We start from the raw sequence: 12,705 nt of genomic DNA on the forward strand, positions 1-12,705 counted from the left end.
TTCACCTGAATCTTGCTAAAATTTTTTCTTTATATAAAAAATTATAAGCATACTTTTTAAATTAATATCAAATCTCATTTTTTAGAAATTGTTTAAAATTCCAAGGAAAAAATTAAACCTTTTCATAAAATTTTGTTACTTTTTGGCTATAATGATTATAATTATCGTTTAGGACTTCGATACATCAACATGGAACGCTCATCTGCTCTTTCACAACCAAATTTTAAGTTCAAAGTTTCTACTCTTAGCTATGCGATCGGACTTGCTTGTACTTATCTAGCAATTCCAGCACATGCCGAAGATACAGCTACCAGCGCATTACCAACCATCACTATTAAGGCGCAAGGTAACTGGTTAGAAGAAGCAAATGCTGAAACAGTTCACAAACACCCTGGTGCTCGAACTATTGTTGACCGCAAGCGTTTGGATGAAACAGCAGCAACTTCAATTCGAGAAGCCCTAAAGCAAATTCCTGGAGTTCAAGCACAAGATAGTAGTGGAACTGGTGGTAGTGACGTTTCATTGAATATTGGTGTGCGTGGTTTAGCATCACGTCTTTCACCACGCTCAACAGTTCTTGTCGATGGTATTCCTCTTTCATTTGCTCCTTATGGACAACCACAATTATCTTTAGCACCCGTTTCAATAGGTAATATTGAATCAGTTGACGTAGTACGTGGTGCTGGGTCAGTTCGTTTTGGGCCTCAAAACGTAGGCGGAATTATTAACTTTGCCACTCGATCAATTCCACAAGATTTTAGTGGAACTGTTAGCTTAACTTCAGAATATGCATCTGGTACGGACCAAGTAAAACTTAGCCCTAATCTCTTTGTTGGGGGAACTCTAGACAACGGTTTAGGCCTTGCTCTCTTATATTCAGGGACTAAAGGAAATGGATATCGAGAAGCTAACAACAAGATTGATATTGACGATGTAATGTTAAAGTCAGCTTATCAATTTAATGATAAAGATTCAGTTGCTTTAAATCTTCATCATTATGAAGGTCGAGGCGAAATGCCAGAGGGTTTAACTCAGGCTCAGTATGCTGAAAACCCTTATCAGTCTTCTGGTGAAAAAAACTATTTTGCAGGTCGACGTACAGATGTCTCTTTACGTTATAGCCATAAAGATGAAAAAAATAATTTTGAAGTTCTGAGTTATTACATTGACTCTTTCCGTACAAGTAATCTTGAGACCATATTAGCGAATGGCCAAAAACGTCTTGATTCTGCTCCGCGTGATTACAAGGTCTATGCAATTGAACCGCGTTACTCACGTATTTATCAACTTGGTAATACTCAAAATGAAGTAACAGTTGGCTATCGCTACTTAAAAGAAGAAAGTTCTGAGTTTGCCGGACGTACCGCATCTTATGGTTCAGGTGCAGCAGTTCCAGATTTTGCTCCACGTAGCAGTAGTGAGGGTGGTACTAAAGCGCATGCGGTATATGTTGATAACCGTATGGAACTCGGTCGTTGGACGATCACACCCGGCGTCCGCTTTGAATCAATTGAAACCCATAATAGTTTCACTGGATATGATAAAAATGGTCTAGCGAACGCAGTTTATCCAAAAATTGATTCAGATGAGTTTTTACCAAGTTTGTCTGTCGTGTACTCAGCAAATGAAAACTGGAATATATTTGCTAATGCTGGCGTATCGTTTGGTCCACAACAGTACAGCCAGTTGGCTCGTCTTGAAGGAACGACTGCAACTGCTACAACTGAAGGTTTACACCCAGAGAAGTCTAACAACTACGAAATTGGAACCAAATATTTAGGTAACGGTTTAAATGCCGAATTTACCGTGTTCTATCTAGATTTTGATAAAGAGCTTTCATTGGTACGTGATGCTGGCAATAACGGAATCTGGACAGATTTAGGTGCGACCAGCCATAAGGGTATTGAAACAGGTATTAGTTACGATTTTGGTCAATTATCCGATGCACTAGAAGGCTTAAAAGTATATAGCAACTATACTTTTACCAAAGCAGTAGCTGAAGCAGGTCAGTTTAAAGATAAAGACCTACCATTTTACTCGCGTCATGTCGGTAATGTTGGGTTAGGTTATACCATGGATAAATGGTCTTTAAATGCTGATATGTTTGCACAGTCTAAGCAGCATTCACCAGATGTTCCTGATAGTGATTTCTATCAAACAGAAGAAACTGCGGACGGTAAATACGGAGACATTCCAGGTTATACCACTTTTGCTCTACGTACCTCTTATGACTTAAGTTCACAAGTTAAAGGTTTAAAAATTGCTGGCGGAATCAAAAACGTCTTTGATAAGCAATACTTTACTCGCTCAACAGACTCTACGGGCGGTAAATATGTAGGACTGCCACGTACTTTCTATCTACAAACATCTTTTGACTTTTAAAGCTAAATTTAATTGAAAAAAAAGCCCTCTTCGGAGGGCTTTTTTATAGGTATTAAACACTAGAGTATTAATTGATCTAAACGAACATCGACATAAAATATTCTAATAACTTATCTCTTTCATCGATCTTGTTTGCACTTAAAAGCTGAACCATTGCCCCATCAATCACAAATAAAAACATGTAAGCATCTTCAACTGTGGCTGTAACTTTTACGGTTAAAAGCAGCTTATAAATTTCGTTAATGAACCAATTACGGTAGTCAATGACGTGTTTATAGGCCGCTGGATAAAGCTTTTCAATTTCAAAAATCGCTTTAAATAGCAAACGATAAAAGCCTTCTAAATCTGCATGTAAGAAGTAGATTTTCTTTAACTTATCGAAAACCATAAGTTCTTGGTACGAATGAATAATAGAAAACACCTCATGTTTTAATGCGTCTTTTTGAAAAGTCAGAGACATCTCAACCAATTTTTCTTTAGAGTGAAAGTAATTATAAAAAGTGGCTTTAGGGATTTTGGCTTCCTCAATAATTCGATCTATCCCGATGTAAAACCCATGTTGATTAAATAAATCTTTTGCTGCGTGGAGCACTTGTAGTGCTCTAAATGAAGCTTCTAAATTTGGCATATATATACCGTTTAAAATAATTTTTTGTTGTATATAAATGAGATAGAAATGCCGTCACTCTTAAAATGAGCACTAAAAACAGGCATGTGAAAACGACACAAAAGTGGTGTGTTCGCCTATCTCAGGTTTTATTGTTGCTATGATTTTTTAGTCGTAATGATCTAAAGGTGTAGAAAACCTAGAGTCGATTAAACTGTTTTAAAGACCAGTTGAATGGTATGAATAGTGAGAATTTGGCAAAGGCCAAGAAATAAGAAGAATTGGTACGCATAGCGGACTCCTAGATAAAATAGAAGTTCTACCAAATCACTGCTAAATGATTATGGTGGCAGAACGAAGAAGGGTTAGCAGACCAGTCATCTAGGAACCGGCACGCCCGAAGGCGTCCCTCCTCCGTCCTACCGCTACGAAGGGAGACGAACGAGTTCGACACCAAAAAATTGCTCTTTTGATGATCTAGATGAAAACGGTCTGCTAAAACCGACTGGCAATGTGGCCAGCAGGCAAAGGATAATCGGAGAGGTTTTAGGTGTCAATGTTCAAAAAGAAAGAATCAAAACATTAGATATAAAAAAAGCTCTTTAAATAACAAGAGCTTTAAATATTGAAACTTACTTAGTCTCTTTAACATGAAATGACTGTATAAGCCGAGTTAAATTATTTTCTATATTCTGCCAATCAGCTAAATGCTTATCACTGTAATGTGCGGTAATACTCATCGGCAGTCCCTTCACATTAAAAGTATGGCTACAATAGTATTGCTGATTTGGTTTAGCATAGTCTTCTAGAATAGCCTGTTCAGGATCTGGTTTACTTAATAAATAAGTACGAGCAAAAGTACTACAACTAATATAAGAGGCTATATTTCCATCAGCATCTTTTTTAAAATAAATCTTATAATGATTATAATCCTCTGTTACATCATCAGGATATTTCTTTCGCCAATCCTTATAAACAAGAACTTTATAGAACTCGCCTGGTAAATTAGGATCTAGTGATACAACTTCTGTTAAGCCTAATTCTGGAGCTGGTTTAGTTTGTATATATTTAATTAATTTTGGCGTTTCAAAATACTCTTTCGGATGAAACACTGAACTTAAATTTATACCCATTGTAATTTCTGCATCACTAGCATTCACTTTATGGTTCTTAGGTATCCAGCTATTTAAGGAAAACCAAATTACATACTTATAAAACTCTTGCCAGTCCTTAGGTATTTCATAATCAGCTCTTATTGATTCAGGATTAAAAATATGTAAATTCTCTAATGTTTTACCTTTGTAATCAGGTAAAAGAACTTGAAAAAGCTCAGTACATTGAAATCTATCACATAAGGCTTTATTACTCTCATATCGTTGCTTTTTTCTGAATTCCAGATCTTTCTTTCGTGAAGATTCAGAAATAGCAGTTGCATCCATAAGATAATTTGCTGGAATATCTAATGTGACTCCATTAGGGTCAAATTCAGATGGCCAAATCTCTCTATACAATGGTGGATGTAAATAATATTCTCTAAATAGAATCTTTTCTTTGTAATTGTGGTATTTGCCATAAGCAAAGAGTGCAACTAACAAAAATATCAGTAAATACCTCTTCTTAAAAAGAAAAGATATTGAAGAGGTTTTTTTCATAAAAACTCTCCTGATAATAAATTCAATGTTTTACTTATCTTAAATAAATTCATTCTTTTAACTTAATTTTATTTAATGCCACACATAAAGCCTTCTTATCCGCTTCTTTAAGTTGAGGATGCTGAACAGACCACATGTAGCCACAGCTATGAGGTGCTTTGTTATTATTTTTTTTAAGTTGATCGGCAATATTCTTTAGAAGTTCAGTGTTTAACGTACTAATTTTTAGACGTACTTCTGGTAAATCCTGAGGCTTCCAATTGGTTTCCGGACTCGACAACCAGTCTGCTCGATATCGGTACTGAATTGCCTTGGCAACATTCATTTGAGTCACAATAAATGGCTTCACTGTTTCGCTATTTAAACCAAAAGATTCAGCTTCGGAAACAGATTGATCAAGAACTTTCTTTTCTTGAATTAAATCTTCAATCGGCAAATGCTGCTCTGCTTTATAACCCGCTACATCCTTCATATAAGATAAGCGCTCATTAATTAAATGGGCAGTTTGATTATATTGATACGCTTGCGCTAATGAAGAAAAACCCATGAAAGCTACCAACGTACAAACCACTTTAACCGCTTGCTGAGCGCTCTTAATTTTTGCCATGTAAATACCTATCGAAATTATTGTTCTGTCATCATTCCAGATCAGTACTGTATTTTAAGAACATGCGAAAGTAAAATTTCAAGATAGGCTAAGTTCTTGGCTCCATGCCGAATCAGGTTGCTGATAGATGTGTTGGCACACTTGCTTAACAGATGAAATAAAATGTTGGTTTTGTCCTTCCCATTTCTCAACCATACAATAGGCGATATGAATGCCTTTAGGTTGAAACTCTCTTGCCAATGACTGAGATAAAGCGCGAACGCCCGCAAACATGCTTTGGCTTAATACATCATAATGAGTCGAGTTGCTAAACGGTGCTCCAAGAAAAATAACTGTGCCCCGCTGCTGTTTTAAGATTGGCTTAATCACAGCTTGCGCGACACTCACCGCACTTAAACCTGTGGTTTGCCAATGGTGTTCAATCTCTTCTAAAGATAAAGCTTCAATATTTGGTGAAGATGAAAAGTTCGGCTGAAACATACAGAGTTCAATTGTGTGTCTTTGACTGGAAATATAACGCATCAAACTTTTGAAATGATCAGTATTTACCAAGTTCAAATGAACTGCTGTCACGCCATCATTTATAGAATGGACTTGCATATTTTTTTCGGCTGAATCATTCACAACTTGATAAAGATGTAATGGAAATTGTGCATTTTTATCTAGAATTACAAAGTCACGCTCAATCAGGTGTAAATCATGACCAGCAATGACCACACAGCCCTGCTTTTTTTGAAACCTTTGACATATTTTTTTTAGCATTTTAGTCTCTCAAAATTTTTCTTGATAAGGGCGTAAATCTAACTCATGTGTCCAAAGCTCAGGTATTTGTTGGTAAAGCATCCAATAGTTTTCGGCAATTGCCTCAATATTGAGACCACCCGTACCACGTGTAAGGCGGGCTAAACGCCCCAAACCAAATAATGCCTTATTGACTCTATCGCCATCGACCATTCCATCAATAATCACATGAGCAATATGGATGCTTTGTGATTTATAGATTTGAGCTAGATTTAAGGCATAAGCTCTTAAGGCAGATTTACCCATCGTAAAGGCTGCAAAAAAAGGTTTCCCGCGCAAAGACGCACTCGCCCCAGTAAAAATAAGCGTACCGTGGTTTTGATCTTTAAAGATTTTTAGACAGCTTTGAGAAACTAAATAAGCTGATAAAAAAGTGGATTGCCACATTTGAGTAAAAAATGACAGCGGACTACGTAAAAAAATTGAGGGAATATTCCCTCCCACATTATGAATGACAGCGGTAATGCGCTCATTTTGACTGGTGATTGTGTCAAACAAGGCCTGTACTTGTTTTACATCTTCTGCATCCAAACGAAATGCGACAGCATTACCACCTTTCGAATGGATTTCGGCAGCCACTGTTTCAATTTTCTGGAAAGTACGCCCAGCGACATAAACTTTTAGGCCTTCTTTTGCAAAACGATGGCTCACGGCTGCACCAATACCTTGTGATGCCCCAACGCCAATAACAACTACACAATCTAATTTTTTATCTGGTGTTGCTAATGTCATGGTCGTTTCACCCTGTTTGTTTTTTATACCATAATGCAATAAACGGACGATCCAAAATTTCTTTACGAAATTTTTTGCTTGTACGAATCACTTCACCGAGTTGAGCGACAACAGCAATGTCTGCAATTGTCTGTGAATCTCCAACTAACCATTCACTTTGTGATAAAACTTGTTCAATACGGCCTAAGTGTCTTCTAAACTCTGCTTCAATATGTTCAGCTTTCATTCGGCCAAGGCCCTGAAAGAAAAGCTGTGTTTTTAATTCAGCTAAAATAAATCCTTTTACTATAGGCTTTTCATATGCTGGGCGACCGATACTGCTAATACGAATTGCTTCATCTAACGCTTCTGGATCATTTACACGTAAATAGACTTCATAAAAATAAAGAGATTCATCTGCCCAGTCCTCCCACAACTCTGCAAGTGCCTTTTGATTTGGATCTGCCGGATAAAGTCGAGGGGTGTTTGGGTAGGTTTCTTCTAGGTAACGGGCAATTTGAGTACTGTCTTGTATCCGCTGTCCATTATGGTCAATTACAGGGACCTTACCTACTTTACTGAGTAAAGGAACTTTAGCCCCTAAAATGCCGTTATAGTTAACTATTTCAAATGAAATTCCTTTAAATTTCAAAATTCTTGAAACTTTTTGACAAAATGGGGAAATCTCCCATTGATGCAAAATAATATCCGACATTTCTTTACCTTTATTTTAATTGCCTATTTTACTTACTAGTTCTTTTTTAGAACCAATCAATAAATATACAGTATGCATTTTTAAGTCAAACTATTTTTAATGACGAACAAGTTTTTAAAAACTAAAATTATTTGATTTATATCGTTTTATGCTCGGCTAATTTCACTGAATATAATTAAAATTACACGGCACCATGTTATAAAAATAGAACCGTGTATAGACTCGATAAATTAATAAGTTACTGTAACAACAACACTATCCGAATAGTTTCCTGGTGTACTTGCGATGGAAGTACCTTGCGGAATCTTTCCATAAACGGTGGTGGTTTGAGCGCTACCTGTTCCTGTTTTAGAAACACCTCCAGAACCTCCAATTGCGGTTACACCGCCTGTAGCATCCCACACCGTACTATAGTTAGAATCTTTATATAACTGATAGGGAATATATTCATTATTAGCATTGGTCATACGCCTAAATCCACCGCTTATACGGTTATTGCCATCTCCTAAATAAATGCTATATGGCGTTCCATAATTACAGGTCGAATTTACAGCCCCTTGCGCAGTGTAATCACGCTTAGTCGTACTAATATCATTAATATTGCCAAAATCTACAGTTGAAGTTGAGTTTAATTGACACAAACTTGGTACCACAAAGTTTGCTGTTAGTAACGTATCGCCTGAATCCCAGCCACCAATTAAATCACCACATGATAAACCCAAAAGATCCATATCCCAATACAACCGAACCGAAGCCGTATATATCCCTTGAGGATATGCAATGAGGGACCCCGTTCGGGCTGGTACTTTTACATTCACCGAGTAACTAATAATATTATTTGAAGCGACGGTTCTCACTGGGCCGTACCAGACATTCGAAGTTTGGTTTGTGCTAGAAGACCCAGCCCCACCCACAGTTGCAGTGACGGTATAAGGTAATGAAACACTATTATGAGCATTTGTGGTTCCAGTAAATACGGTTTTCATACACATGAAATTAGAAATCTGGGGAAGTCCTAAATTCGTGCAAGTAATTGTGCCTGAAAGGTTTACGGTTGCATCATTATTAATATTTGCTGCCGTGTAGGTAAAAGTATTATTGGTTGTTCCGCTTACTGTACAAGCGGCTTGTGCAGGACTAAAAAGTGCATAAACAAAATAAAATAAGCTCATACCTATGAAGTATTTTAAAAATAATGAAAATTTCTTGTAGCTCTCTATTTGAGTCTTATTCATAATATTTAGCGACATACGTAAGGTCCCAATTTTTTAGTTGAGTACTGATTACTGTTATAGGTGAAGTCAACTTGGCATGAACCATGATCCAGAAGATCTACTTCAAGTTTGTTTTGCTTTAATAGGTTTGGAATAAATACTTCACCGTCGTAACCCAGTACTCCATCTTCTTGGCCATTAATTCGAACTGTATAACCCGGTAATAAAGATGAGTTACTCGAATCAACAAGTTTTACTAACCCTGAAATGACCTGATGAGCACCAAAGTCAACCAGAGTGCCTTGGCGATAACCTACCACCGTTTTTTGATCTGTAGATTTAACGCTCCAATTTAAAGGAAGATACGACGGATCTAAATAAATATGATTCTCTTTATATGGCATTAAACTAGGAATCAGAAATCTTCCAGACTTATCAGTTACGCCTAAATTGACTCCACCATTTAGAATTTGGCTTTGCGGTCCAGCATTAGTCACAACCGCATAACCGTCTCCAATTTCATTGGCCGCAAAAATTCGTCCTGCTGCCGCAACCAACGATCCCGTCGCTGAAAGTGCAACTTGATCGTTATCCCCAATTCGGTTATATCGACCTGTCAGGTAAGCAGCACGGGCACGATAAGAGGCATAGACCGATGCATTGTTTTGATTGGCATCCTGATCACGCTCAACATAGCCACCCCATCCAAATGCACCGATTTGTGGTTCTGATAAACCAAATATTTCTTGGCGATAACTCAACCTGCCGCTATCACTAGAAACACTTGTAATCGCATTAACTCGGGTAGACGGTGTATAACGCAGCGCAAAATAAATGCCATAGTCTTTGTGGTTTTCATAATCTTTATACGCTGAAGTATAAAATCCCCAGTTCTTGTTCAGGCTTCCGCTTAAATTGGCAGACAATAACTTATAAGAGTTATCACTAAATTTAATCTGGTTATAACCTAGATAAGCCCCATAGCCTGAATAAAAATTATAGTTAATCCCTGCTCTAAAAATCTCATCTGCCAGTGCGCTGTAGCTCAGATAGTTTTTGGGTTCAGCATCGCTCTGGTTATCTTTTAAATATCGAATTTGAGACACACGGGCAAGGTCAAAGTAGTTATCAAATACTTTGCGGTAACTGGTATTAAACGAAATATTCTTACTGATACGCCCTTCTAAACCAACTAAGGCAGAATAACCGTTTTCATCTTTATACTGGCTCGCTGCAATATCAGCATTGACTACCCCTATACCAAACAGGTTCTTGGCAAAGCCAGTGCCCAGATTTGATAGCCCATCTGTTGAAGCCTCTGCACCACCACTTAAGGTCAGTGAGTTACTATAGCCGTATCGGATCGCACCCGAAGCGAAGGTGGCATCATCATAATCGTTTGAATACAGTCCAAAGTTATAACGTGGAACCCCGACATCTACTGAAAACTCATTAATGCCTTTAGCTAAAATTTTAGATGAAAAATAGTAAGCCTGTTTGGTAATGCTCTGCTGACCCGTCGCATCGGTGGTCACAAGCGTGACTTCATTTCCGGAAATAAACGGGAGCTGTTTAACGTCAAACGGCCCTGAAGGCACTAATCCTGAATAAATTTTTTGCTGGTTGACATATAAATCTAAAGTCGAAGGTAATGCAGCCGAGCCAGAAAATTGCGGTAATGCCGAAGTGACAATATCACCTCGTTGAGTGTAGGCACTCGACCACTGAAAACCTGCCAGACGTACGCTATTTCCCCAATCCGAACTATTGGAAATAAAGTCTCCTAAGGTATATATCCTGACCTTTTCAGGGTCGACATATTGCCACTTACTTTCCAGACGTACCCACTTTTCATGGCTATAACTATTTTCATTACTACCGTTATATAAAACACCTGATGAAAAGTTACCGATTGCGCTATTAAAGATCCCTTCTGCCGAACCGGAGAAAACATTCTCGTCATTGGTCAGGGTGTGGTAGAGGCTATAGTTCAGAATGGCAGCGTTTAAGGGTTTCATTTTGAGTAAATGAGGGCTTGTGAGCTGTTGACCATTTAAGTCAACTGCATAGCCCGTCAACATGCTTGAAGGAACTTGTAAGTTTAGAGACTGCTCATTTTCCAGATATTTAAACTGAACACCTTTAAGTTCATTAAGACTTACCCACTGGGTATCAGCAATATTCTCATCCACTTTAACTCTTAATTTTTTTAATTCATTGGGCCGGATATATAATTTCCCATCCTTAGATTGCTTTACAACAACTAAATCTTCAAAAGTATTAGCATTAATAGAAACATTGAGAAAAAGCTGAGTGAAATTATTAACTGGCTCTAGATCATTCATGTTTACCTGTGCATTTTTATTTTTGCTACCTATAGAGTTGGGAATACGGGCAACTGAAGTATTTGTACTATCTTGTAATTGTTCAGCAAAAGAATGGACAGGAAAATATGCAACACATAAGACACCTATAATATATTTCATATAAGCCTCTTAAAGTGTGATTTTCTTACCATTCACTGTTAGAGAAACACTGTATTTATGATTTGGCTGATATGTAAAATTATTAATAGTGTAGCTGCGTGTCTGTTCCGCAAGAATATAACCATTTATTGTATTTACTTGAATGGGATAACTTTTATTTGCTGTTGCATCTACAAGTGTTAAATTATTTAAAAGTGCATGTCGATTTCCGATATTACTCATATTTAAAGATGGTGCTTTTTGATTTGCATCAATTTTCCAACTTAATTTGGTTATTGCATCCTTATTCACCACAAACACAGGTAATGACGAACGTAGCAATACATTTATACCTTGATCAGCTTTACGGCTATCTACAGGCTTAGGTAACTCATCAATAATAATACGGTAGGTTTTTTCGCCAGAAACAGGTTTAGGGTTAATTCTGACTACACGTAGATTATAAGAATCATTAGGCTTTAATTTTAAAAATGGCGGGCTGACAGCAATCTCATCGGTAGGTATGAGTTGGTCTTGTCCATTCTTTTGATTCCATTCAAATACACGTACCTGTAAATCAGTACTTTCACTCGATTGATTATAAAGACTTAAAGAAGATGCATTTTGATTACTTAAAAGTTCCACAGTTACAGGTGAAAGGCGAATTGTAGCTGCATCAACCGTGCTAGATAAAGACAAGACTAAGCCTGCAATAATAAAGATATTTTTTTTCATGTTTTACTCGAATTTCTATTTTTAATATATTAGCCCTTCAAAAAGGGCTAACAACATATTTAATTTATAAAAGTTAATAAGTTACTGTCACTGTAACTGTATCAACATAACTACCGGCACTTGGTAAAGTCGTCCCAGCAGGAATACGGCCATAAACATTCACGGTCTGAACGTTACCTGTACCCGTTCCACTATAAGCTGTCGTTGCGATGCCAATCGCTGTTGAACGACCTGTGTCAGAAAAAAGGTTATAGGGAATATATTCAGTAGTTGTCGCACCGCCAATCATACGACGTTGAGTCGATAGAACATTTTGGCCGCCATCGAATGACAATGCCCATGGCACAGTGTTATTACATAACACTGTGATTGGTGTGCCGCCAGTCGTTGTCGTATCAGCATCCACATTACTCGCAATAGAACTTAAAGTACCAAAGTCTAGAACAGCATTTGTCGTGGTGCCTGTTGCGGAAGTATTGAGGACACAACTATTGGTTACTGTAGCTCTAACAGTTAATGTACCTGTTGCTGTCGCAGCATTTGCTGTATTGAGAGAAAATAGTCCTACAGCAATTACTGATAAATGAAAAAAAATCTTTTTCATAGTCAAAACCTTTTAAATTAAATTGTTAAAATTAATAGATATAAAAATTTGGTACTTATTCTTACAATCATTTTTATTTGACTGCTCCTTTTAAAGTTTATTTTTTACCCTATTTTTAAACATCATACATAAAAACAATGAAAATGTATGATCTTATTATTATTTTAATTTCCAATTAATAGAATATAATTACTCAAATTAACCTCCTGACT

At 37.1% G+C, this 12,705-nt stretch carries 11 protein-coding genes; 1 reads left to right on the forward strand and 10 read right to left on the reverse strand.

Translation table 11 applies throughout. The features are described from left to right. Positions 1-189: 189 nt before the first annotated feature. Positions 190-2,382 carry a TonB-dependent siderophore receptor gene (locus MSG66_RS06505; RefSeq protein ID WP_324653068.1) on the forward strand — a complete coding sequence of 731 codons (2,193 nt, stop codon included), beginning with the start codon at positions 190-192 and terminating at the stop codon, positions 2,380-2,382. A gap of 76 nt (positions 2,383-2,458) precedes the next feature. Here the strand turns inward: MSG66_RS06505 and MSG66_RS06510 are convergent, their stop codons facing one another. The 10 genes from MSG66_RS06510 to MSG66_RS06555 all read right to left on the reverse strand — a co-directional run bounded on the left by MSG66_RS06510 (position 2,459) and on the right by MSG66_RS06555 (position 12,499). After that, positions 2,459-3,010 carry a TetR/AcrR family transcriptional regulator gene (locus MSG66_RS06510; RefSeq protein ID WP_133972887.1) on the reverse strand — a complete coding sequence of 184 codons (552 nt, stop codon included), beginning with the start codon at positions 3,008-3,010 and terminating at the stop codon, positions 2,459-2,461. A gap of 611 nt (positions 3,011-3,621) precedes the next feature. Further along, a complete protein-coding gene (locus MSG66_RS06515) occupies positions 3,622-4,641 on the reverse strand; it encodes a hypothetical protein (protein WP_133972883.1) in 1,020 nt (339 codons plus the stop codon). Between the two features lie 49 nt (positions 4,642-4,690). Further along, positions 4,691-5,248 (reverse strand): chorismate mutase, encoded by a 558-nt coding sequence (locus MSG66_RS06520; protein WP_324653071.1) that lies wholly within the window; start codon positions 5,246-5,248, stop codon positions 4,691-4,693. Positions 5,249-5,326: 78 nt separating this feature from the next. After that, positions 5,327-6,010 (reverse strand): SDR family NAD(P)-dependent oxidoreductase, encoded by a 684-nt coding sequence (locus tag MSG66_RS06525; protein ID WP_324653073.1) that lies wholly within the window; start codon positions 6,008-6,010, stop codon positions 5,327-5,329. Positions 6,011-6,019: 9 nt separating this feature from the next. Then, positions 6,020-6,781 carry an SDR family NAD(P)-dependent oxidoreductase gene (locus MSG66_RS06530; protein WP_324653075.1) on the reverse strand — a complete coding sequence of 254 codons (762 nt, stop codon included), beginning with the start codon at positions 6,779-6,781 and terminating at the stop codon, positions 6,020-6,022. Between the two features lie 7 nt (positions 6,782-6,788). Then, the gene (locus MSG66_RS06535) at positions 6,789-7,475 is read right to left on the reverse strand and encodes a glutathione S-transferase family protein (protein ID WP_324653076.1); all 687 of its coding nucleotides are present in this window, start codon (positions 7,473-7,475) and stop codon (positions 6,789-6,791) included. A 230-nt stretch (positions 7,476-7,705) separates the two neighbouring features. Beyond that, complete coding sequence (locus MSG66_RS06540; protein WP_324653078.1) at positions 7,706-8,725, reverse strand: spore coat U domain-containing protein; 1,020 nt, start codon at positions 8,723-8,725, stop codon at positions 7,706-7,708. Continuing rightward, entirely contained in the window at positions 8,716-11,175 is a 2,460-nt protein-coding gene (locus MSG66_RS06545; RefSeq protein WP_324653080.1) for a fimbria/pilus outer membrane usher protein, read from the reverse strand. The genes MSG66_RS06540 and MSG66_RS06545 overlap by 10 nt, the downstream gene beginning before the upstream one ends. Positions 11,176-11,184: 9 nt before the next feature. Beyond that, on the reverse strand, positions 11,185-11,889 hold the full coding sequence (locus MSG66_RS06550; RefSeq protein ID WP_324653082.1) for a molecular chaperone: 705 nt from the start codon (positions 11,887-11,889) through the stop codon (positions 11,185-11,187). A 73-nt stretch (positions 11,890-11,962) separates the two neighbouring features. Further along, positions 11,963-12,499: a spore coat U domain-containing protein gene (locus MSG66_RS06555; RefSeq protein ID WP_197731001.1), complete on the reverse strand. Its 537-nt coding sequence runs from the start codon at positions 12,497-12,499 to the stop codon at positions 11,963-11,965. Positions 12,500-12,705: the final 206 nt, after the last annotated feature.

Source organism: Acinetobacter sp. IK31 (genome assembly GCF_035615195.1).
Taxonomy (GTDB): domain Bacteria; phylum Pseudomonadota; class Gammaproteobacteria; order Pseudomonadales; family Moraxellaceae; genus Acinetobacter; species Acinetobacter calcoaceticus_C.

Excerpts from the sequence above, each read along its gene's own strand:
- MSG66_RS06525 (WP_324653073.1), bottom strand. The coding sequence starts at position 6,010 with ATGCTAAAAAAAATATGTCAAAGGTTTCAAAAAAAGCAGGGCTGTGTG.
- MSG66_RS06530 (WP_324653075.1), bottom strand. The coding sequence starts at position 6,781 with ATGACATTAGCAACACCAGATAAAAAATTAGATTGTGTAGTTGTTATT.
- MSG66_RS06515 (WP_133972883.1), bottom strand. The coding sequence starts at position 4,641 with ATGAAAAAAACCTCTTCAATATCTTTTCTTTTTAAGAAGAGGTATTTA.
- MSG66_RS06545 (WP_324653080.1), bottom strand. The coding sequence starts at position 11,175 with ATGAAATATATTATAGGTGTCTTATGTGTTGCATATTTTCCTGTCCAT.
- MSG66_RS06540 (WP_324653078.1), bottom strand. The coding sequence starts at position 8,725 with ATGTCGCTAAATATTATGAATAAGACTCAAATAGAGAGCTACAAGAAA.
- MSG66_RS06550 (WP_324653082.1), bottom strand. The coding sequence starts at position 11,889 with ATGAAAAAAAATATCTTTATTATTGCAGGCTTAGTCTTGTCTTTATCT.
- MSG66_RS06505 (WP_324653068.1), top strand. The coding sequence starts at position 190 with ATGGAACGCTCATCTGCTCTTTCACAACCAAATTTTAAGTTCAAAGTT.
- MSG66_RS06510 (WP_133972887.1), bottom strand. The coding sequence starts at position 3,010 with ATGCCAAATTTAGAAGCTTCATTTAGAGCACTACAAGTGCTCCACGCA.
- MSG66_RS06520 (WP_324653071.1), bottom strand. The coding sequence starts at position 5,248 with ATGGCAAAAATTAAGAGCGCTCAGCAAGCGGTTAAAGTGGTTTGTACG.
- MSG66_RS06535 (WP_324653076.1), bottom strand. The coding sequence starts at position 7,475 with ATGTCGGATATTATTTTGCATCAATGGGAGATTTCCCCATTTTGTCAA.